The sequence below is a fragment of the Klebsiella sp. PK01 genome, assembly GCF_057624675.1.
Genome location: NZ_JBYEZM010000003.1, coordinates 222,996 through 246,006, shown reverse-complemented (window position 1 = coordinate 246,006; position 23,011 = coordinate 222,996). Strand labels below are relative to the sequence as shown.

General features: G+C 57.8%; 17 protein-coding genes. 12 read left to right on the top strand and 5 right to left on the bottom strand.

Features of this window, described 5'->3' with window-relative positions; genetic code table 11:
• Positions 1–372 precede the first annotated feature (372 nt).
• From AC22LX_RS10780 to AC22LX_RS10760, 5 genes are all read right to left on the bottom strand, one after another.
• Positions 373–1,413 carry an NADP(H)-dependent aldo-keto reductase gene (locus AC22LX_RS10780; RefSeq protein ID WP_045396704.1) on the bottom strand — a complete coding sequence of 347 codons (1,041 nt, stop codon included), beginning with the start codon at positions 1,411–1,413 and terminating at the stop codon, positions 373–375.
• A 253-nt stretch (positions 1,414–1,666) separates the two neighbouring features.
• The gene (locus AC22LX_RS10775) at positions 1,667–1,885 is read right to left on the bottom strand and encodes a YgdI/YgdR family lipoprotein (RefSeq protein WP_004867116.1); all 219 of its coding nucleotides are present in this window, start codon (positions 1,883–1,885) and stop codon (positions 1,667–1,669) included.
• 123 nt (positions 1,886–2,008) lie between these two features.
• Entirely contained in the window at positions 2,009–2,722 is a 714-nt protein-coding gene (locus tag AC22LX_RS10770) for a TerC family protein (RefSeq protein WP_045396707.1), read from the bottom strand.
• Between the two features lie 63 nt (positions 2,723–2,785).
• Positions 2,786–3,481 carry a DNA mismatch repair endonuclease MutH gene (gene mutH / locus AC22LX_RS10765; RefSeq protein ID WP_045396709.1) on the bottom strand — a complete coding sequence of 232 codons (696 nt, stop codon included), beginning with the start codon at positions 3,479–3,481 and terminating at the stop codon, positions 2,786–2,788.
• 64 nt (positions 3,482–3,545) lie between these two features.
• On the bottom strand, positions 3,546–3,710 hold the full coding sequence (locus AC22LX_RS10760) for a hypothetical protein (RefSeq protein ID WP_223683768.1): 165 nt from the start codon (positions 3,708–3,710) through the stop codon (positions 3,546–3,548).
• A gap of 453 nt (positions 3,711–4,163) precedes the next feature.
• On the opposite strand from AC22LX_RS10760, the gene rppH reads away from it, so the two are divergent.
• From rppH to recD, 12 genes are all read left to right on the top strand, one after another.
• A complete protein-coding gene (gene rppH / locus AC22LX_RS10755) occupies positions 4,164–4,694 on the top strand; it encodes an RNA pyrophosphohydrolase (RefSeq protein WP_015703328.1) in 531 nt (176 codons plus the stop codon).
• Positions 4,695–4,706: 12 nt separating this feature from the next.
• On the top strand, positions 4,707–6,953 hold the full coding sequence (gene ptsP, locus AC22LX_RS10750) for a phosphoenolpyruvate--protein phosphotransferase (RefSeq protein WP_015369927.1): 2,247 nt from the start codon (positions 4,707–4,709) through the stop codon (positions 6,951–6,953).
• A 629-nt stretch (positions 6,954–7,582) separates the two neighbouring features.
• Positions 7,583–8,458: a prolipoprotein diacylglyceryl transferase gene (gene lgt / locus AC22LX_RS10745; RefSeq protein WP_015369928.1), complete on the top strand. Its 876-nt coding sequence runs from the start codon at positions 7,583–7,585 to the stop codon at positions 8,456–8,458.
• Between the two features lie 6 nt (positions 8,459–8,464).
• Positions 8,465–9,259, top strand: a complete 795-nt coding sequence (gene thyA / locus AC22LX_RS10740) for a thymidylate synthase (protein ID WP_045398131.1) — start codon at positions 8,465–8,467, stop codon at positions 9,257–9,259.
• A 185-nt stretch (positions 9,260–9,444) separates the two neighbouring features.
• Positions 9,445–9,909, top strand: a complete 465-nt coding sequence (locus tag AC22LX_RS10735) for a prepilin peptidase-dependent protein (protein ID WP_045398128.1) — start codon at positions 9,445–9,447, stop codon at positions 9,907–9,909.
• On the top strand, positions 9,900–10,463 hold the full coding sequence (locus AC22LX_RS10730; protein WP_045398125.1) for a prepilin peptidase-dependent protein: 564 nt from the start codon (positions 9,900–9,902) through the stop codon (positions 10,461–10,463). The genes AC22LX_RS10735 and AC22LX_RS10730 overlap by 10 nt, the downstream gene beginning before the upstream one ends.
• Complete coding sequence (locus AC22LX_RS10725; protein ID WP_045398121.1) at positions 10,460–10,867, top strand: DUF2509 family protein; 408 nt, start codon at positions 10,460–10,462, stop codon at positions 10,865–10,867. The genes AC22LX_RS10730 and AC22LX_RS10725 overlap by 4 nt, the downstream gene beginning before the upstream one ends.
• Positions 10,852–11,175 carry a prepilin-type N-terminal cleavage/methylation domain-containing protein gene (locus AC22LX_RS10720; RefSeq protein ID WP_045398118.1) on the top strand — a complete coding sequence of 108 codons (324 nt, stop codon included), beginning with the start codon at positions 10,852–10,854 and terminating at the stop codon, positions 11,173–11,175. Before AC22LX_RS10725 ends, AC22LX_RS10720 begins: the two co-directional genes overlap by 16 nt.
• A gap of 12 nt (positions 11,176–11,187) precedes the next feature.
• Positions 11,188–14,568 (top strand): exodeoxyribonuclease V subunit gamma, encoded by a 3,381-nt coding sequence (gene recC / locus AC22LX_RS10715; protein WP_487333973.1) that lies wholly within the window; start codon positions 11,188–11,190, stop codon positions 14,566–14,568.
• A gap of 164 nt (positions 14,569–14,732) precedes the next feature.
• A complete protein-coding gene (gene ptrA / locus AC22LX_RS10710) occupies positions 14,733–17,618 on the top strand; it encodes a pitrilysin (protein WP_045398112.1) in 2,886 nt (961 codons plus the stop codon).
• Positions 17,615–21,160 (top strand): exodeoxyribonuclease V subunit beta, encoded by a 3,546-nt coding sequence (gene recB / locus AC22LX_RS10705; protein ID WP_045398109.1) that lies wholly within the window; start codon positions 17,615–17,617, stop codon positions 21,158–21,160. The genes ptrA and recB overlap by 4 nt, the downstream gene beginning before the upstream one ends.
• Positions 21,157–22,995, top strand: a complete 1,839-nt coding sequence (gene recD / locus AC22LX_RS10700) for an exodeoxyribonuclease V subunit alpha (protein ID WP_045398106.1) — start codon at positions 21,157–21,159, stop codon at positions 22,993–22,995. Before recB ends, recD begins: the two co-directional genes overlap by 4 nt.
• Positions 22,996–23,011: the final 16 nt, after the last annotated feature.

Sequence of the window (23,011 nt, the reverse complement as noted above, 5' to 3'; positions counted from 1 at the left end):
GCGCTACGCTTAGCCGGGCTACCGAACTACCGAGGGTCGCGGGTGGTGTAGCCCGGATAAGGCGCCAGCCGCTATCCGGGACTCCCCCCGGCTTGCGCTACGCTTAGCCGGGCTACCGAACTACCGAATATCGCGGGTTGTGTAGCCCGGATAAGGCGCCAGCCGCTATCCGGGACACCCCGCGCTTGCGCTACGCTTAGCCGGGCTGCCGAACTACCGAATGTCGCGGGTGGTGTAGCCCGGATAAGGTGCCAGCCGCTATCCGGGACACCCCGCGGCTTGCGCTACGCTTAGCCGGGCTGCCGAACTACCGAATGTCGCTGGTGGTGTAGCCCGGATAAGGCGCCAGCCGCTATCCGGGGCTTTACTCCCTTACGGCGCCGGGTAGGTATACACCTTATGCGCCGCTTCAATCTCCGCTAACACCTCTTCGCTCAGCTCAAGATGCAAACTCTCGACGTTGGTCTTGAGCTGCTCCATGGTCGTGGCTCCGAGCAGAGTGCTGGCGACAAACGGCTGACGACGCACAAAGGCCAGCGCCATTTGCGCCGGATCGAGATTGTGGCGTTTGGCAATGTTCACATAAGCGGCCACCGCTTTCTGCGCCTGCTCGCCGCTGTAGCGGGTAAAGCGGCTGAATAGCGTATTGCGTGCGCCGGCCGGCTGCGCGCCGTTGAGGTACTTACCGGTGAGCGTACCGAACGCCAGGCATGAATACGCCAGCAGCTCAACGCCCTCATACTGGCTCACTTCCGCCAGCCCCACTTCGTAGCTGCGGTTAAGCAGGCTGTACGGGTTTTGAATCGTGACGATGCGCGGCAGGTCGTGCTTATCGGCCAGATGCAGATAGCGCATGACGCCAAAGGCGGTTTCGTTAGAGACGCCGATATAGCGAATTTTACCGGCGCGCTGGAATTCGGTGAGCGCTTCCAGCGTATCGAGAAGGGTGACCACCGGCGCGGAGTCGCTCCAGGTATAGCCCAGCTTGCCGAAACAGTTGGTCTGGCGCTGCGGCCAGTGGACCTGATAGAGGTCGAGATAATCGGTTTGCAGACGCTTCAGGCTGTCGTGCAGCGCGTCGCGAATATTTTTGCGATCCAGCGCGTGGTTCGGGCGAATGCTGCTGTCGTTATTGCGCGCCGGGCCGCTGACTTTAGAGGCGATAACCAGCTTTTCGCGGTTGCCGCGTTTCGCCAGCCAGTTGCCGACGTAGGTTTCGGTCAGCCCCTGGGTTTCCGGGCGCGGCGGGACAGGATACATTTCGGCGACATCAATCAGGTTGATTCCCTGACTTACGGCGTAGTCGAGCTGTTCATGAGCGTCGGCCTCGCTATTTTGCTCACCAAAGGTCATTGTGCCCAGCCCCAGCGTGCTGATTTCAAGAGAACTGTGTGGGATACGGTGATACTGCATAGCCGGCTTCCTTATTTTTATCAACAAGGTCAGGAGTTTCCCGACAAAACTATCTCCCCACAAACTTCAAAGCGCTTGCAGGCTGATGGGAATAACAACATGGCAGAGGGAGAGAAAAAGAGAAAGGGAAAATATCAAAAAAGCCGGGTCTGGAGATCCTGAAGGGGGCTGCCCTGGGGATATAGCAGGGGGATCCCGACTCTTTTCTGTAGCTGTGATTGTCGGTAATTATGCTGTTAACCGACGAAAAAGCTTAACGCTTAATAATTTGTGACACGTCGTCGCGGTTGATCTGCATTTTATTGCCTTGCTGATCTTCGTAGCTTATCAAACCGGTGTCATCGTCAACCGCCGGTTTACCGTCGGTAAGAATCATACGTCCGTCTTTTGTCGCCATGACATAATCGCTGCTGCAACCGGAAACCGAGAACGCCAGTCCTACGGCGGAAATCAATACTGCCCATTTTTTCATCGTCATTACCTCTCTTATGGCCGCACCTCGTACCAGTATATTATTAGCCTGATTTGTGAGACATAAAAAGCAGTAAAGTCTTAAAAAGGATTGCAGCCCGCTTCCGGACTGCAATTTTGTGGCTTACAGCGGGTTTTTCTTATTGCGCATCAGGTTGAGGGTTTCGACTGCAATAGAGAAGAACATCGCGAAGTAGATGTAGCCTTTCGGGACATGCACATCGAAGCTCTCCAGCATCAGCGTGAAGCCGACGAGGATCAGAAACGACAACGCCAACATTTTGACCGACGGATGACGGTCAACGAAGTCGCCGATCGGACGTGCGGCAAACATCATCACTCCAACCGCAATCACCACCGCGGCCATCATAATAAACAGATGATCGGAGAGGCCGACGGCGGTAATGACTGAATCAAGGCTGAAGATGATATCCAACAGCATGATCTGCACGATGGCGCCAAAGAAGGAGTGGACGTTGGTTTTAAGACCTTCTTCCTCGCCTTCAATCGATTCGTGGATCTCTTTACTCGCTTTCCAGATCAGGAACAGGCCGCCGAGTAACAGAATCAGGTCGCGAAACGAGATCTCCTGACCAAATACGGTGAAGAGCGGGTTGGTGAGCTTAACGACCCAGGCGATAGACGCCAGCAGGCCGAGACGCATCAGCATGGCTCCCATTAACCCGATGCGCCGCGCATGGGCGCGTTGGGCGGTGGGAAGCTTAGCAACAACCAGAGAGAGAAAAATAATATTATCGATCCCGAGAACGATCTCCAGCAGCGTCAGCGTGCCGAGCGCCAGCCAGGCGTTAGGATCGGTTATCCATGCAAATAACATTGTTCAAAGTCCTGCAAAAAATAAAGTGGTAATTATATGCAGGCGTTATGGCAGAACAAAAAATTATTCATGACCTAATAGAAAATGACGCGCCAGCAGCGCGGCGGTGAAGTTCTTTTTCAGATAAAAGCCGCGCGGCAGGGTGAGGATCGGCTCGCCGTGGGCGCCGATCGCTTCCGTTAGCGCCTTGCTGTTGGCCGCCTTTGGGCGTAGTTGCAGCACCTCGCCGTGGCGGGCGGTGATTCGTTCAACCTGGCCAAGCACGATAAGATCCATTAATTCTTCCCAATCCATGCGTAGCTGGCGATCTTCTTCCTCGTCTGGCGTCCACAATAGCGGCGCGCCGACGCGGCGTTCCGCGAGCGGGATCTCGCGTTCGCCTTCTACCGGGATCCACAGCACGCGCTGTAGCTTATGCCGCACGTGGCTGCTTTCCCAGGTCACGCCGCTATTGCCGGTTAGCGGCGCCACGCAAACAAACGTGGTCTCCAGCGGACGCCCCTGGCGGTCGATGGGGATAGTTTTCAGCTCCACGCCTAAGGCGGCGAAATCCTGCTCGGGTTTGCTTCCGGCGCTGGCGCCCAGCCAAATCTCCAGCAGAATGCCAATCCAGCCTTTGTCGCGTTTCAAATCGCGGGGAATGGGGACCCCCGCCAGCGCCGCCAGTTCACCCAGCGAATAACCCGCCAGCCGCTGGGCCTGAGCAAGAAGTTGCTCCTGACTTTGCGGCGGAGCGGTAAGCGGAGCGATGGCTGGCATGATGGAAAACCTCTGGTTAAAAAGTGAGCGCTATTTTCGTGCGTTGTGGATAGAGTTTACCTTTTTATGGGTAACTATACCAATGTGATGATTTATATATGTTTTTTGTTCCGTTTTTCCGCTTGTGAAAACAGTGAAAACGGGTTTTCCAGAACTGGTCACTGACAATGAACAGGATCTTACACCATGTTATCCACAGAAAAATGGGATAACTGGGGAAAAGCCTCACTACTGGTTCGATTTACAGCCTTGACGTGCGACGAAAATCGAATTTTTAGACAAAATGTGCCCGACGAGTGTGCTTTATCTGTGGATAAAAGCGGCATTGTTCGATCTTTCATCAGTTACCGGATCGCATATGTGATGATCATCACGTTATGCTGTAATTTGTTGGCGTGAACTATGATAACTGAATGAATAATATGTCATTATTAAAAAGCCCTATCTCTACGTCGTTCGGACTACTCTGGGTTTTCCCTGGTTAATTCCGTACTTCTTCACAACTCTATCCACAGAAAAAGTGAATAAAATGGCCCGGGGATGGTGTTCACTGTTTATAACTCTGGTGATTACTGTGAGTTATTCAAATGTTATTCGTTATCACGCCACACAGAGAGTGGTTTACCGTTTCCAACGAGTGTGAAACAATCATTCACATTGAAGCTTATTTTGAGGTAGTCCGGTGATTGATGACGATGGCTACCGCCCAAATGTCGGCATTGTAATCTGTAACCGCCAGGGCCAGGTGATGTGGGCCCGGCGCTATGGTCAGCACTCGTGGCAGTTCCCGCAAGGGGGCATTAATCCAGGCGAGTCCGCCGAGCAGGCAATGTATCGGGAATTGTTCGAAGAGGTTGGGTTAAGCCGCAAAGATGTGCGGATCCTGGCCTCAACCCGTAACTGGCTGCGTTACAAGCTGCCTAAACGTTTGGTGCGTTGGGACACAAAGCCGGTTTGTATCGGTCAGAAGCAGAAGTGGTTTCTTCTACAACTGGTCGGCAGCGATACGGCTATTAATATGCAAACCAGCAGTACACCTGAGTTTGATGGCTGGCGATGGGTAAGTTACTGGTACCCGGTTCGTCAGGTGGTGTCGTTTAAGCGCGACGTTTACCGCCGGGTGATGAAAGAGTTCGCGGGCGTCACCATGTCGCTTGCTGAAACCACACCAAAGCCGCAAAGCGCGCCTGCTTATCGACGTAAAAGAGGTTAAGCCACGCACATTATGCTCACTCGGTTGCGAGAAATAGTCGAGAAGGTCGCCAGCGCGCCGCGTTTAAATGAGGCGCTGGATATCCTGGTGACGGATGTCTGTAAAGCGATGGAAACGGAAGTTTGTTCGGTTTATCTGGCTGACAACGATCGACGCTGCTATTACCTGATGGCCACGCGCGGGCTGAAAAAACCTCGCGGACGTACGGTCGCACTCGCATTTGATGAAGGTCTCGTGGGCCTGGTGGGGCGACTGGCCGAGCCGATCAACCTGGCCGATGCGCAAAAGCATCCCAGCTTTAAATACATCCCGGCTGTTAAGGAGGAGCGTTTCCGCGCCTTCCTTGGCGTGCCGATCATCCAGCGGCGTCAGCTGCTGGGTGTGCTGGTAGTCCAGCAGCGTGAGCTGCGCCAGTTCGATGAAAGCGAAGAGTCCTTCCTTGTCACCCTCGCCACCCAGATGGCGGCGATTCTCTCCCAATCGCAGCTGAATGCGCTGTTTGGGCAGTATCGACAGACCCGCATCCGCGCGCTGCCGGCATCATCCGGGGTAGCGATTGCCGAAGGCTGGATGGATGCCAGCCTGCCATTGATGGAGCAGGTCTACGAGGCCTCGACGCTGGATACCGCTTCCGAGCGCGAACGTCTCACCGGCGCGCTGGAAGAAGCGGCGAATGAGTTTCGTCGCTACAGCAAACGCTACGCCGCCGGGGCGCAAAAAGAGACGGCGGCTATTTTTGACCTCTATTCGCACCTGCTATCCGATGCGCGCCTGCGCCGTGAGCTATTCGATGAAGTCGACAAAGGCTCCGTCGCCGAATGGGCGGTGAAAAAGGTTATTGAAAAATTTGCCGAGCAGTTTGCCGCGCTCAGCGATGGCTATCTGAAAGAGCGGGCGGGGGATTTACGTACTCTCGGGCAGCGGCTGTTGTTCCATCTCGACGACACCACCCAGGGGCCGAATACCTGGCCTGAGCGCATTATCCTGGTGGCTGACGAACTGTCGGCTACCACGCTTGCGGAAGTGCCGCAGGACCGCTTAGTCGGGGTGGTGGTGCGCGACGGCGCGGCCAACTCCCACGCGGCGATCATGGTTCGCGCGCTGGGCATCCCGACGGTGATGGGCGCCGATATTCAGCCGTCGCTGCTGCATGGCCATATGCTGATCGTTGATGGTTACCGCGGCGATCTATTGGTCGATCCCGAACCGGTGCTGCTACAGGAGTATCAGCGGTTAATCAGCGAAGAGAACGAGCTGAGCCGGCTGGCGGAAGACGATCTCGAACGCGCTTCCGAGCTGAAAAGCGGCGAGCGGGTAAAAGTGATGCTCAACGCCGGTCTGAGCCCGGAGCATGAAGAGAAGCTCGGCAGCTTTATCGATGGTATCGGGCTTTACCGCACCGAAATTCCGTTTATGTTACAGAGCGGCTTCCCCTCCGAAGAGGAGCAGGTCGCCCAGTATCAGGGCATGCTGCAGATGTTTAACAGCAAGCCCGTGACCCTGCGTACGCTGGATATCGGTGCCGATAAGCAACTGCCGTATATGCCGATTAGCGAAGAGAACCCGTGCCTTGGCTGGCGTGGGATCCGTATTACGCTCGATCAGCCGGAGATCTTCTTGATCCAGGTGCGCGCCATGCTGCGTGCCAATGCCGCCACCGGCAACCTCAGCATACTGCTGCCGATGGTCACCAGCCTCGAAGAAGTTGACGAAGCCCGCCGCCTGATTGAGCGCGCCAGCCGTGAAGTCGAAGAGATGATTGGCTATGCGATTCCCCGCCCGCGCCTCGGGGTGATGCTGGAAGTGCCGTCAATGGTCTTTATGCTGCCGCAGTTGGCAAATCGCATCGACTTTATCTCGGTCGGCACCAATGATTTGACGCAATACATCCTCGCGGTCGACCGCAACAATACCCGCGTCGCCAATATGTACGACTGCCTGCATCCTGCTGTATTGCGGGCGCTGGCGATGATCGCCCATGATGCCGAGCGTTTTGGCATCGATCTGCGCCTGTGCGGTGAAATGGCCGGCGACCCGATGTGCGTCACCATCCTGGTGGGCCTCGGTTATCGCCATTTGTCGATGAACGGCCGTTCGGTCGCGCGCGTGAAATATCTGCTACGCCGTATCGATATCGAAGAAGCGCAGGAGCTGTCGCGGCGCAGTCTGGAAGCGCAGATGACCACCGAAGTGCGCCACCAGGTGGCGGCGTTTATGGAGCGCCGCGGTCTCGGCGGCCTGATCCGCGGCGGACGGTAACGTAGATACTGTTATCGGTTTGCAACTTTTTAATGGTTTTTCCCGGACGCGGCGCGTTGCGCCTTCTCCGGGCTACCAAATCGCATCGTGCTGTAGCCCCGGTAAGCGGCAGCGCCACCGGGGGATTTTGAGATCGCCATCACCAGTAGTGTCAGCCATCGTGGTGAATAAATTAAAGGCAGGCCGCACGGACCGTAGATACTGTTATCGGTTTGCAACTTTTTAAGTGTATTTCCCGGACGCGGCGCGTTGCGCCTTCTCCGGGCTACCAAATCGCATCGTGCTGTAGCCCCGGTAAGCGGCAGCGCCACCGGGGGATTTTGAGGCCACCAACACCGGCAGTTTCAGTAGCCATGGGGACAAGGTAGAGATCTTAAGCTCGCAATGGCACGGACCGTAGGTCGGGTAAGGCGTAAGCCGCCACCCGACAAAAAAACGGCACCGCGAGTAGTGAGCCCGGGAAAAACCGCACTCTGTTAGCATCCGTATACATATCTTTTACACGTTCGGCGCGGATCGGACTACATGCTTATGCTATCATTCGCCTCCTTCGGAGTGCCCGTTTTATGCGGGCACGGATCATCACCGCTGTCCACTTTCGGCGGAATAACAAGTCTTTATGGTGACAGATGAATAGTGGCTACCTGCATTTTCCGGAGTTCGATCCGGTAATATTTTCCATTGGACCGGTCTCTCTCCACTGGTACGGCTTAATGTACCTGGTTGGTTTCGTCTTTGCGATGTGGCTGGCCACCCGTCGGGCTAATCGTCCGGGCAGCGGCTGGACGAAAAATGAAGTGGAAAACCTGCTCTACGCGGGCTTCCTCGGCGTATTCCTCGGCGGCCGTATCGGCTATGTGATGTTCTACAACCTGCCGGTCTTCCTTAGCGACCCGCTATATCTGTTCCGCGTCTGGGATGGCGGCATGTCGTTCCACGGCGGCCTGATCGGCGTGATTCTGGTGATGATTATCTTCGCCAAACGCACCAAGCGCACCTTCTTCCAGGTTTCCGATTTCATCGCGCCGCTGATCCCGTTTGGCCTCGGCGCCGGGCGTCTGGGCAACTTTATCAACGGCGAGCTGTGGGGCCGCGTTGACCCGAACTTCCACTACGCGATGATTTTCCCGGGCTCGCGCGCTGAGGACCTGGCGCTGCTGCCGTCGCATCCGGAATGGCAATCATTATTCGATACCTACGGCGCGCTGCCGCGTCACGCCTCGCAGCTTTATGAGCTGGCGCTGGAAGGCGTGGTGCTGTTCCTGATCCTGAACCTGTTTATCCGTAAACCGCGCCCGACCGGTTCCGTTTCCGGCCTGTTCCTGATTGGCTACGGCCTGTTCCGCATTATCGTGGAATTCTTCCGCCAGCCGGACGCGCAGTTTACCGGCGGCTGGGTGCAGTACATCAGCATGGGGCAGATTCTTTCGATCCCGATGGTGCTTGCGGGTATCATTATGATGGTTTGGGCTTATCGTCACCGTCCGCAGCAACAAAACTCTTGAGGAACCATGAAACAGTATCTTGATTTGATGCAGAAAGTGCTCGCCGAGGGCACGCCAAAAAATGACCGCACCGGTACTGGCACGATCTCTATCTTCGGCCATCAGATGCGTTTTAACCTGCAGGAAGGCTTCCCGCTGGTGACCACCAAGCGCTGTCATTTACGCTCCATCATCCATGAACTGCTGTGGTTCCTGCAGGGCGACACCAACATTGCCTATCTGCACGAAAATAACGTCACCATTTGGGACGAGTGGGCGGATGAGAATGGCGATCTGGGGCCGGTTTACGGCAAACAGTGGCGTTCCTGGCCTGCGCCGGACGGCCGCCATATCGACCAGATCGGCACGGTCATGGAACAGCTGAAAAATGACCCGGATTCCCGCCGCATCATCGTGTCGGCGTGGAACGTCGGCGAGCTGGATAAAATGGCGCTGGCGCCGTGCCATGCGTTCTTCCAGTTCTACGTCGCCGACGGCAAGCTCTCCTGCCAGCTGTATCAGCGCTCCTGCGACGTGTTCCTCGGCCTGCCGTTCAACATCGCCAGCTATGCGCTGCTGGTGCATATGGTGGCGCAGCAGTGCGATCTGCAAGTGGGCGACTTTGTCTGGACCGGCGGCGACACTCACCTGTACAGCAATCACCTGGAGCAGACTAACCTGCAGTTGAGCCGCGAACCGCGTCCGCTGCCGAAGCTGGTCATAAAACGCAAACCGGCGTCGATTTTCGACTACCGTTTTGAAGACTTCGAAATCGAAGGCTATGACCCGCATCCGGGAATTAAAGCGCCTGTGGCGATTTAACCTCTCTGTAGTGATGACAAACCGGCGCCACCAGCGCCGGTTTTTTTTGCCCTCCGCAAAATTTTGCGAGCCTGATTCCTGCCGTCGTTCAACATCCTGCAACCGCCAAATATTTTCCCGAGCCGCGACGCGAACCGTAGATTTACCATTCGAATTGATAATCAGAGCAACGCATACTCGGCGCCATGAACAGACAGCATGGCTACACCCTAATTGAAATGCTGGTCACCATGATGCTGGTGGTCATCCTCAGCGCCAGCGGTATGTACGGCTGGCAGCGCTGGCAACAGCAGCAGCGCCTGTGGCAGGTCGCCTGCCAGGTGCGCGATTATCTCGTGCTGCTACGCGATGACGCTAACTGGCATAACCGCGATCGCGTCATCAACGTCGGACATTCGCCCGCAGGCTGGTGTCTGGGCGTAAGCGGCGTGGAAGCGGACTGTCACGCGAAAACGCCTTTTACCCTGCAGCCGCTGTGGCCGGGGATTACCTTACGGCACCTGACGGCAGGCATCGGTTTTTACGGCCTGCGCAACAGCGCCTGGGCCGGGCATATCCTGCTGCAAAGCGAGGTCGGGTCGTGGCGGATCGTTGTCTCTAACTGGGGGCGCATACGCCTGTGCCGGGAAGGAGAGGAATTATGCCAGTAGCAGCGCGCGGCTTTTCGCTCATTGAAACGCTAATCGCTATGGCGATAGGATCTGTGTTACTGCTGGGGGCCGCTCGTTTCCTTCCGGCGCTACAGCGCCAGATTCTTCGCCAAACGCAGCAGCAGGCGCTGGAAAACGAACTATGGCAGCGGGTCTATGCGTTAGCCAAACACCTGCAGCGAGCCGGATATTGCGCGGGTCACTGTAATGGTCAGGCGCTGGCGATAGCCGACGGCGGACAGTGCGTCATCGTTCGCTGGGATGGTAACAGTAACGGCACTTGGGATTTGGCGCCGGAGGCCGATGCCGATTCTACCGGTTTTCGCCTGCGCGACGGAGCGCTGGAAACGCGGCGCGGCGTTACTGACTGCGGCGGAAAAAATTGGGAGAAAATGACTAATCCCGCCGCTATCACGGTCACGCGCTTTCAGGTTGAGCGGCAGGCGGTAAGCGGGTTTTCTCCTGAACTTATCGTTACCCTGGGGGCGCAGGCGCAATCGGACTCGCGTATTTCCGCCGAGGCGCAATATCAGGTAACGGGGTTCAACCTGTGAAACGCCAGCGCGGAGTATCATCACTGCTGATGGTGCTGCTGCTACTGGCGCTGGGCAGCCTGTTATTGCAGGGGATGAATCAGCAGCAGCGATCGCTGCTGGCGCAGGTGAGCGCCGAAACCCAGGCAATTCGCGATACGGCCGCCGCGCAGTCGGCGCTGCAATGGGGCAAAGGGGTGAACTGGCCGCTGCAGAGCGCAGTTGCGTGTCAACAGGAAAACAGCCAACGCTGGCGCGTGTGCCTGCGGCTTTTTAATGATGGCCGCGCGCTGCTTATCGCCGGCAGCGGCACGATACAGCTGTGGCAGTCAGCGTCGATTGAACAGGGCAGGCTGCGGTATTTAGCGCATGGCTGGAGCGACTTTTGCCCGTTGAAGGAGAGTGCGTTATGCCTGATGCCGTAGCGCGTCAGCGCGGTTTTAGTCTGGCGGAGACATTATTAGCGATGGCGCTGTTAATCATGACCATCACGGCGCTTGGCGGCTATCATCGCGGGCTGGCCAGCGGCGCCGCTCAATTGAACGCCTATCGCCAGCAGTGGCGCGACGCGTGGCGCTTGAGCCTGCTTGTTCCTTCGGCGCAGCCCTATAAAGGACAAATAAGCCGCGTGCAGACATCGAGGCAAAGTTGTGTCAGCATCACGGTAACGATCACCATGCCCGCCGCTAAGCGGGTGCAGATGACCCGGCTACATTGCCCGGTAAATCAGTAGTCAGGAGCGAATATGTTAAGGGTGTACCACTCAAACCGTCTGGATGTGCTTGAAGCGCTGATGGAGTTTATCGTCGAGCGCCAGCGGCTGGATGACCCTTTCATGCCGGAAATGGTGCTGGTGCAAAGTACCGGTATGGCGCAATGGTTGCAGATGACGCTGGCGAAGCGCTTCGGCATTGCGGCGAATATCGAGTTTCCGCTGCCTGCCAGCTTTATCTGGGACATGTTCGTTCGCGTGCTTGACGATATTCCCGGCGAGAGCGCCTTCAGTAAACAGAGCATGAGCTGGAAGCTGATGACCCTGCTGCCGCAGTATCTCGACGATGAAGCCTTCGCGCTGTTGCGCCACTATCTGAGCGATGATAGCGACAAACGTAAGCTGTTCCAGCTGGCCGCGCGGGTAGCCGATCTGTATGACCAGTATCTGGTCTATCGCCCGGAGTGGCTGATGCGCTGGGAGGCCGATGAACGGGTTGAGGGGCTGGGCGACGCCCAGCAGTGGCAGGCGCCGCTGTGGAAAGCGTTAGTCGAATACACCGCGGAGCTGGGGCAACCGCTGTGGCACCGCGCCAATCTGTACCAGCGCTTTATCAGCGCGCTGGAAAACGCTGACCAACCGCCAGCCGGGCTGCCGTCGCGGGTCTTTATCTGCGGCATTTCGGCGCTGCCGCCGGTGTATTTGCAGGCCCTGCAGGCGCTGGGCAAGCATGTCGATGTCTATGTACTCTTCACTAACCCTTGTCGCTACTACTGGGGCGATATTAAAGATCCGGCGTTTCTTGCCAAACTGATGTCGCGCCAGCGCCGCCAGCGCCGCCACCACCGCGAGGCGCGCGAGCTGCCGCTGTTCCGCGACACCGAACAGGCGCCGGGATTGTTTAATGATGATGGCGAGCAGGATGTCGGCAATCCGCTGCTGGCCTCGTGGGGCAAGCTCGGGCGCGATTATATCTATCTGCTAGCCGGGCTGGAGCGTTATGAAGAGCTGGACGCCTTTGTCGATATCGCCCCCGATAACCTGCTGCATAACCTCCAGGCCGATATTCTTGAGCTGCGCAACGCCGCGGTGGCGGGGCGTACCGCGCAAGAGTTCGCCAGCAGTAAGAGCAAGCGCCCGCTGGCGATTGAAGACCGCAGCCTGGCTATCCACGTCTGCCATAGCCCGCAACGTGAAGTGGAAGTGCTGCACGACCGACTGCTGGCGATGCTGGAAGAAGACCCGGCGCTGACGCCGCGCGATATTATCGTGATGGTCGCCGATATCGACAGCTACAGTCCCTATATTCAGGCGGTCTTCGGCGCAGCGCGCGGCGAACGCTGGCTGCCGTGGGCGATTTCCGACCGTCGGGCGCGGGAATCGCACCCAGCGCTACAGGCGTTTATCACGTTGCTTTCTCTGCCGGACAGCCGCTTCGCCAGCGAAGATGTGCTGGCGCTGCTGGATGTGCCGGTGCTGGCGGCGCGCTTCAATATTAATGAAGAGGGGTTGCGCTACCTGCGCCAGTGGGTCAATGAATCCGGCGTACGTTGGGGTATGGATGACGACAACGTGCGCGAAATGGATCTCCCGGCGACCGGCCAGCACACCTGGCGTTTCGGTTTAACGCGTATGCTGTTGGGATATGCGATGGACAGCAGTCAGGGCGAGTGGCAGTCGGTGCTGCCCTATGATGAATCCAGCGGGCTGATTGCCGAACTGGTAGGGAATCTCGCGTCGTTACTGATGCAGCTTAATCTGTGGCGCCGCGGTCTGGCGCAGGATCGCCCGCTGGCAGAGTGGCTGCCGGTGTACCGCGATCTGCTCACGGATTTCTTCCTGCCGGATAGCGACACCGAAGCGGCGCTGGCGCTGATTGAACAGCAATGGCAAGCCATCATCGATGGCGGTCTGGATGCGCAGTACGGGGCTGCCGTGCCGCTATCGCTGCTGCGCGATGAGCTGGCGCAGCGCCTCGATCAGCAGCGGATCAGCCAGCGTTTCCTGGCCGGGCCGGTGAATATCTGCACCCTGATGCCGATGCGCTCTATCCCTTTCAAGGTCGTCTGCCTGCTGGGGATGAACGATGGCGTCTACCCGCGTACACTCGCGCCGCTGGGCTTCGATTTAATGAGCCAAAAACCGCAGCGCGGCGACCGTAGCCGTCGCGATGATGACCGTTATCTGTTCCTGGAAGCGCTGATGTCGGCCGAACAGAAGCTATACATCAGCTACATCGGGCGCTCAATCCAGGATAACAGCGAGCGCTATCCTTCGGTGCTGGTACAGGAACTGGCGGACTATATCGGTCAGAGCCACTGCCTTGAAGGCGATGAAGCGCTGGACTGCGATGCCAGCGAACGCCGCGTTAAGGAGCACATTACCCATCTGCATACGCGTATGCCATTCGATGCCGCCAATTATCTGCCGGATGAAGATCAGAGCTATGCAAAAGAGTGGCTGGCCGCCGCCAGCCAGCAGGGAGAGGCGCATAGTGAATTTATCCAGCCGCTTGCGCCGCTCGATATCGACACGCTGCCGTTCGAACAGCTGTTACGCTTTTGGCAGCATCCGGTGCGCGCTTTCTTCCAGCAGCGTCTGCGGGTGAATTTCCGCTCTGAAGAGAGCGAGATCCCCGAAGATGAGCCTTTCGTGCTTGAAGGGCTAAGCCGTTACCAGTTGAACCAACAGTTGCTGAATACGCTGATCGAACAACAGGATGCGTCAGCGATGTATCGTCGTTTCCGTGCGGCGGGTGAGCTGCCCTTTGGCGCGTTTGGCGAACTGGCGTGGGAGGCGCAGCGTCAGGAAATGCAGAACCTGGCTGAGCGGGTTATCGCCAGTCGTCAACCCGCGCAAAGTATGGAGATCGACCTACAGTGCAACGGTATCAATCTCACTGGCTGGCTACAGCAGGTACAGCCGGATGGGCTATTACGCTGGCGACCGTCGCTGCTGAGCGTCTCTCAGGGCGTGCAACTTTGGCTGGAACATCTTGTCTACTGTGCTAGCGGCGGTCTCGGCGAAAGTCGGTTGTTCGTGCGCAAGGAAGGCGAATGGCGTTTCCCGCCGCTGGCGGCGGAGCAGGCGCAGACGTATCTGAATGAGCTGGTAGAAGGCTACCTGCAGGGGATGTCAAAACCGCTACTGCTGTTGCCGGAAAGCGGCGGCGCGTGGCTAAAAGCCTGTTACGACGCGGAAAAGGATATCATGTTAATGGATGACGATACGCAACAAAAAGCGCGTAGCAAGTTCCTTCAGGCCTACGAAGGTAATATGGTGGTGAGCGGCGAAGGTGCCGATATCTGGTACCAGCGCCTTTGGCGCACTCTGGAGCCTGCGTACTATGAAGAGATTATCGCGCAGGCGCAGCGTTATCTGTTGCCGATATTTCGTTTCCATCAGTCCGAATAAAATTGTAATAGTATAAAAATTGCGCAGAAGAAGGTTGTTCATTTATTATGCGCATCGAATCACGGACTGATGTTGTAAATACCTTGAAGATGGCGTTTTGCCTGATGATGGGTATCCACGCTGATGCTATGCAGCGCGAAGTTTGTTAATGATGAGGTCCGTGAATGCCCCGCAGTTTATGGTTCAAAGTTCTTGTTGTAGTGGTCGCCCTTTGGGCGCCGTTAAGTCAGGCAGACACCGGATGGCAACCGATTCAGGAAACCATTCGTAAAAGCGAAAAAGATCCCCGTCAATATCAGGCCATTCGCCTGCAAAACGGCATGGTCGTGCTGCTGGTATCCGATCCGCAGGCGGTGAAATCGCTGTCGGCGCTGGTGGTGCCGGTGGGTTCATTACAGGATCCGGCCGATCATCAAGGGCTGGCGCACTATCTCGAGCATATGACCTTAATGGGCTCGCAGAAGTACCCGCAGCCTGACAGCCTTGCTGAATTTCTCAAAATGCACGGCGGCAGCCATAATGCCAGCACCGCGCCGTATCGCACCGCGTTCTATCTTGAAGTGGAAAATGACGCGCTCAACGGCGCCGTCGATCGGCTGGCTGATGCCATTGCCGCGCCGCTGCTGGATAAAAAATATGCCGAACGCGAACGTAACGCGGTCAACGCCGAATTGACCATGGCGCGCACCCGGGACGGGATGCGCATGGCGCAGGTGAGCGCTGAAACCATCAACCCTGCGCACCCGGCTTCACAATTTTCCGGCGGTAACCTCGATACGCTAAGCGATAAGCCTGGTAGCCCGGTGCTTGATGCGCTGCACGCTTTCCGCGACCGCTGGTACTCGGCAAACCTGATGAAGGCGGTCATCTACAGTAATAAGCCACTGCCTGAGTTGGCAAGCATTGCCGCCGCGACCTACGGGCGGGTGCCAAACCACGACATCAGCAAGCCGGAAATTACCGTACCGGTTGTGACCGATGCGCAGAAGGGCATTGTGATTCACTACGTGCCGGCGATGCCGCGCAAAGTTCTGCGCGTTGAGTTCCGCATTGATAACAACAGCGCTCAGTTCCGCAGCAAGACCGACGAGCTGGTGACCTATATGATCGGCAACCGCAGCCCCGGCACCTTATCCGACTGGCTGCAGAAGCAGGGGCTAGCGGAAGGGATTCGCGCGGATTCCGATCCGGCCGTCAACGGCAATAGCGGCGTGCTGGCCATCTCCGCTACTCTCACCGATAAAGGCCTGGCGCACCGCGATGAAGTTGCCGCAGCAATCTTCAGCTACCTGAATTTGTTGCGTACTCAGGGTATTGATAAGCGCTACTTTGATGAGTTAGCCCACGTGCTGGAGCTCGATTTCCGCTATCCGTCGATTAACCGCGATATGGATTATGTGGAGTGGCTGGCCGATACCATGATTCGCGTGCCGGTAGAGCACGTACTGGACGTGGTTAATATCGCCGACCGATATGATGCCCAGGCGATTAAAGACCGTCTGGCGATGATGACCCCGCAAAATGCGCGTATCTGGTACATCAGCCCGAATGAGCCGCACAACAAAACCGCTTATTTCGTCAATGCGCCTTTCCAGGTTGATAAAATTAGCCCCCAGACCTTCGCCGACTGGCAGCAAAAATCTGCGGCCATCAAGCTGCAGCTGCCGGCGCTGAACCCGTATATTCCGGATGATTTCACGCTGATTAAGAGCGATAAGGCGTACCCGCATCCGGAGCTTATCGTCGATGAGCCGACGCTGCGCGTGGTGTATGCCCCAAGCCAGTACTTTGCCAGCGAACCGAAGGCCGACGTCTCTCTGGTGCTGCGTAACCCGCAGGCGATGGACAGCGCGCGCCGGCAGGTGATGTTCGCGCTGAATGATTATCTGGCCGGCATTGCGCTTGACCAGCTCAGCAACCAGGCCGCGGTAGGTGGAATCAGCTTCTCGACCGGCGCCAACAACGGTCTGATGGTTAACGCCAACGGCTATACCCAGCGTCTGCCGCAGCTCTTTACCGCGCTGCTGGACGGCTACTTTAGCTATACGCCGACCGAAGAGCAGCTTGAGCAGGCGAAGTCCTGGTATGCCCAGATGATGGATTCGGCGGACAAAGGCAAAGCCTATGACCAGGCGATTATGCCGATTCAGATGCTGTCGCAGGTACCCTATTTTGAGCGCAAAACGCGCCGCGCGCTGCTGCCGTCAATCACTCTGAAAGAGGTGATTAACTATCGCGATAACCTGAAAGCCAGGGGGCGGCCGGAGCTGCTGGTCATCGGTAACATGAGCGCCCGGCAGTCAACCGATCTGGCCCGCCAGATCCAAAAACAGCTTGGCGCCGATGGTAACGAGTGGTGTCGCAACAAAGACGTGCTGATCGACAGCAAGCAGCTGGCGATATTTGAAAAAGCAGGCAGTAGCACCGACTCCGCGCTGGCGGCGGTTTTCGCGCCGCCAAACGTCGATGAATACAGCAGCATGGCCGCCAGTTCACTGTTGGGGCAGATTATTCAGCCCTGGTTCTACAACCAGTTACGTACTGAAGAACAACTCGGCTATGCGGTATTTGCCTTCTCAATGAATGTTGGTCGCCAGTGGGGGATGGGCTTCCTGCTACAGAGTAGCGATAAACAGCCTGCTTTCCTCTGGCAGCGCTTCCAGGCTTTCTTCCCGACGGCGGAAGCCAAACTGCGGGCGATGAAGCCGGAAGAGTTTGCCCAGATCCAGCAGGCGGCGATTAGCCAGATGCTGCAGGCGCCGCAAACGTTGAGCGAAGAAGCATCAAAGCTGAGCAAAGATTTCGATCGCGGTAATATGCGCTTCGATTCACGTGATAAAGTAGTGGCTCAGATTAAACTGCTGACGCCGCAAAAACTTGCCGACTTCTTCCATCAGACGGTGGTGGATCCGCAAGGCATGGCACTGTTATCCCAGGTTTCCGGCAGCCAGAACGGCAAGGCGGAATACGCCGCCCCTGAAGGCGGCAAGGTATGGGAAAGCGTCAGCGCATTGCAGAAATCCTTACCCCTGATGCGAGAGAATGAATGACCGAAACCGCTGAGTCTCTTGACCCACTCCGCTTGCCCCTGACGGGCGAGCGGCTGATAGAAGCCTCCGCGGGCACCGGAAAAACTTTTACCATCGCCGCGCTATATCTCCGGCTGCTGCTGGGGCTGGGGGGCGAATCCGCTTTCCCCCGGCCGGTCAGCGTGGAAGAGCTGCTGGTGGTGACCTTTACCGAAGCGGCGACGGAAGAGCTGCGCGGGCGTATCCGTAGTAATATCCACGAGCTGCGGATTGCCTGCCTGCGCGAAAGCGCCAGCGATCCGCTCTACGTTTCTCTGCTTGCGGAAATTGCCGATAAAAACCAGGCGGCGCAAACGTTGTTGCTGGCGGAACGGCAAATGGACGAGGCCGCGGTCTTTACCATCCATGGTTTCTGTCAGCGAATGCTGAGCCTCAACGCCTTCGAGTCCGGCATGCTGTTTGAACAGCAACTGATCGAAGACGAATCCCGCCTGCGTTATCAGGCCTGCGCCGACTTCTGGCGTCGCCACTGCTATCCGCTGCCGCGCGATATCGCCGCCGTGATCCATGAACAATGGAAAGGGCCGCGCGATCTGCTCAAGGCTATAGACCGCTGGCTGCAGGGCGAAGCGCCGCAGCTAAAATCGCCGCCGCCCGCGGAAGAGACGCTGGCAAGCCGCCATCAGCAAATCCTGGAACGTATCAATGCGCTGAAGCAGCAGTGGCGGGAGCAGGTGGGTGAAATTGAAAACGTGCTGGAAAGCTCAGGGCTCGATCGCCGCAAGTTCAACCGCGGTAACCAGGGCAAGTGGATCGAAAAGGTAAGCGCCTGGGCGCAGGAAGAAACGCTAAGTTATCAGCTGCCTGATGCGCTGGAAAAATTCTCGCAACCGTTCCTCATTGAGCGCACCAAAGACGGCGGCGAACCGCCTCTGCATCCGCTATTCAGCGCGGTAGAGGCGCTGCTTGCCTCACCGCTGACCTTAAACGATCTGGTTATCGCCAGGGCGATGGTCGAGATCCGCGAAGCGGTCGCCCGCGAAAAGCGGCGTCGAGGCGAACTGGGCTTTGACGACATGCTAAGCCGTCTTGACGACGCGCTACGCGGCGACAGCGGCGAAGCGTTGGCCAGCGCCATCCGCCAGCGTTTCCCGGTGGCGATGATCGATGAGTTCCAGGATACCGATCCGCAGCAGTATCGTATCTTCCGCCGCATCTGGCGTCGCCAGCCGGATACGGCTTTGCTGTTAATTGGCGACCCGAAACAGGCGATTTACGCCTTCCGCGGCGCCGATATTTTTACCTATATGAAAGCGCGCGGCGACGTTGCCGCCCACTATACGCTGGATACCAACTGGCGTTCGGCGCCGGGCATGGTACAGAGCGTTAATCGTCTGTTCGGCCTGAGTGATAATCCATTCATGTTCCGCGAGATCCCATTCTTGCCGGTGAAGCCAGCCGCTAAAAATCAGACGTTGCGCTTTACCATTGATGAGAAGCCGATCCCGGCGATGAACATGTGGTTAATGCCTGGCGAAGCCGTCGGTTCTGGCGATTATCAGTCCTTTATGGCGCAATTATGCGCGACGCAGATCCGCGACTGGCTCAGCGCCGGCCAGCAGGGACGCGCGCTGCTGTGGCGTGGCGAAAACGCTGAGCCGGTGCGCGCCTCCGATATCACCGTGCTGGTGCGTAACCGTCTCGAAGCGGCGCTTATTCGCGATGCGCTGCAGCTCTTGTCGATCCCGTCGGTCTATCTCTCAAACCGCGACAGCGTTTTTGAAACCCCGGAAGCGCAGGAATTACTGTGGGTTCTACAGGCGGTACTGGCGCCAGAGCGTGAAAACACGCTACGCAGCGCGCTGGCAACGTCGATGTTTGGCCTTAACGCGCAGGATATCGAAAACCTCAATCAGGATGAACGTGCCTGGGATGCGCTGGTAGAGGAGTTCAGTGAATACCGGCAGATCTGGCGCCAGCGCGGCGTAATGCCGATGCTGCGCGCGCTGATGGGGGCGCGTCATATTGCCGAAAACCTGCTGGCGACCCACGGCGGCGAACGCCGTTTGACCGATATTTTGCATATCAGCGAATTATTGCAAGAAGCAGCGAATCAGCTCGAAAGCGAGCACGCGCTGGTGCGCTGGCTGACGCAACATATCGCCGAACCGGACAGCAATGCTTCCAGCCAGCAGATGCGTCTGGAGAGCGATAAGCATCTGGTGCAAATCGTCACTATCCACAAATCAAAAGGACTGGAATATTCGCTGGTCTGGCTGCCATTTATCGCGCGCTTTCGTAAACAGGATCAGGCGTTTTATCACGACCGCGATTCCTTTGCCGCGGTCCTCGACCTTGGAGAAGGGGAGAATAGCCTTGAGCTGGCGGAAGCCGAGCGCCTGGCGGAGGATTTACGCCTGTTGTACGTCGCCCTGACCCGCGCGGTGTGGCACTGCAGTCTCGGGGTTGCGCCGTTAAGTACCCGCCGTAGCGATAAACCTGGCAACAGCGATTTTCATCACAGCGCCCTAGGTCGTCTGCTGCAGGATGGCGAGCCGATGGACGCGGCGGGATTAACCGCGCGGTTACAGGCATTGTGCAGCGATGATATTGCGCTATGTCTTCCCGATAGCATGGACCAGACGCCGTGGCAGGCGCCGGAAAACGCGCTGCCGCCGCTTTCGGCGCGGACCCTTGAACGCCAGGTTATGGACGACTGGCGGGTGACCAGTTATTCCGGTCTGCAGCAGCATGGTTCCAGCGCAGGTCAGGACCTGCTGCCGCGTCTTGATATCGATGCCGCGGGCGTGGGCGAGGTGGCGGAAGAGCCGCTGCTCACGCCTCATCAGTTCCCGCGCGGCGCGTCGCCGGGGACATTTCTGCATAGCCTGTTTGAGGATCTCGATTTTAGCCAGCCGGTACCGGTTGACTGGATGGCGCAAAAACTACAGTTGCACGGTTTTGGCGAAGAGTGGGCGCCGGTGTTGAGCGAATGGCTGGACGGCGTGCTGCGAACACGCCTGCCGGGGGCAGAAATCGCCCTGAATCAGCTGGGCGCCCGGGATAAACAGGTGGAAATGGCCTTCTATCTACCGATTGAACAACCGCTGGATCCGCTGCAGTTGGACGCGCTGATCCGCCGCTATGATCCGCTCTCGGCTGATACCCCGGCGCTCGATTTCCGCCAGGTCCGCGGCATGTTGAAAGGGTTTATCGATCTGGTATTTCGTCACGATGGCCGCTATTACCTGCTGGATTACAAATCTAACTGGCTGGGAGAAGACCGCGAAGCTTACACCCAACAGGCGATGACCCAGGCGATGCGCCTGCATCGTTATGACCTGCAGTACCAGCTGTATAGCCTGGCGCTGCATCGCTATCTGCGTCACCGTATTGCCGATTATCACTACGAACGGCACTTTGGCGGCGTCATTTATCTCTTTTTACGCGGCATGGACGGGCAGGAAGGCGGGCAGGGGATCTTCACCACCCGCCCGGCGCAGCCGCTGATTGACGGCCTCGATGCGTTATTTGCCGGTGTTACTCAGGAGGTGGGCTCATGACCATGGATGAACTGCTGCTGGCCGCCGCCGAGCAGCGTCTGCTGCGGCCGCTGGACGTACAGTTTGCGCTGATGGTGGCGCAGGATGCCCCTCCGGCAGTGAAGCTGGCCGCCGCGCTGCTGAGCCGGGATGCCGGCGAGGGGCATGTCTGTCTGCCGCTGTCGCGCCTCAACGCTGAAGAAGCGCTAAGCGGCAAGGCCGGCGAGATCCGCGACCAGTTGCTGGCGATGGCCGGCGCGCCCCAGGACTGGCCTCAATTGTTGCTTTCTTCGTCAGCGGTGAGCCGCGGCGACGAACCGACGCCGATGATTTTATGCGGCGACAGGTTGTACCTGAACCGCATGTGGCGTAATGAACTCACCGTCGCCCGCTTCTTTAATGAGACGAACCGGGTGCTGGAGGTCGATGAAGGGCGGCTAACGGCAACCCTGAATGAACTCTTTCCGGCAACCGACGATATCGACTGGCAAAAAGTTGCCGCGGCGGTGGCGCTGACCCGGCGCATTTCGGTGATTTCCGGCGGCCCCGGCACCGGCAAGACCACCACCGTCGCGAAGCTGCTGGCGGCGCTGATTCAGATTAACGACACGCCGCGCTGTCGAATTCGGTTGGCGGCACCGACCGGTAAAGCGGCAGCGCGCCTGACAGAATCTCTGGGATCGGCGTTAAGAAAACTTCCGCTTAGCGAGGAGCAAAAAGCGCTGATTCCCGCCGATGCCAGTACCCTGCATCGCCTGCTGGGGGCGCAGCCCGGTAGTCAGCGCATGCGCTACCACGCTGGTAATCCGCTGCATCTGGATGTGCTGGTGGTCGATGAAGCGTCCATGATCGACCTACCGATGATGTCGCGCCTGATTGATGCTTTGCCGGAGCACGGGCGAGTGATCTTTCTTGGCGATCGCGATCAGCTTGCCTCCGTGGAAGCCGGGGCGGTGCTTGGCGATATCTGTGCCTGGGCGACATCCGGCTATACCGCGGCGCGAGCGCAAGAGCTGTCGCGGCTGACTGGCGCAACGGTGCCGGCGGGCGAGGGGCAGATGGCCGGAGCGCTGCGCGATAGTCTATGTCTGCTGCAAAAAAGCTACCGCTTTGGCAGTCACTCCGGCATTGGCAGCCTGGCGCGGGCGGTCAACGCCGGTGCGCGTGCGGACGTGAAAGCGACGTTACGCCAGCCGTTTGACGATATCGTTCTGCGGCCGCTCAGCACTACCGAGGAGTATGAAGCGATGCTGATGGCGGCACAGGAGGGCTACGGCCGTTATCTGCAACTGCGCCGCGAGCAGGCCGCGCCGGAACAGATGATTGCCGCCTTCGGCGAGTTTCAGCTGCTGTGCGCGCTGCGTGAAGGGCCTTACGGGGTAAGCGGCGTGAATGAACAGCTGGAGCAGATGCTCCACCGTAAGCGGGCGATAACGCTACCGCGCCATTCACGCTGGTACGATGGCCGTCCGGTGATGATTTCCCGTAACGATAGCGCGCTGGGGCTGTTTAACGGCGATATCGGCATTGCGCTGGAAAGAGAAGGCGAGCTGCGCGTGTGGTTCCCGATGCCCGATGGCACCATTAAATCGGTGCAGCCAAGCCGCCTGCCGGAACACGATACCGCCTGGGCAATGACGGTGCATAAGTCGCAAGGGTCGGAGTTCGATCATGCGGCGCTGATCTTACCTTCTCGCAGCGTACCGCTAGTAACCCGCGAGCTGGTTTACACCGCGATAACTCGCGCGAAACGGCGCCTGTCGCTTTATGCCGACGAGCAGGTACTGGCGCAAGCCATCGTGACGCGGACTGAACGGCGCAGCGGCCTGGCGGAAATTTTCGCCGGACACGGGTAGGGGGGGAGGGCGTGAA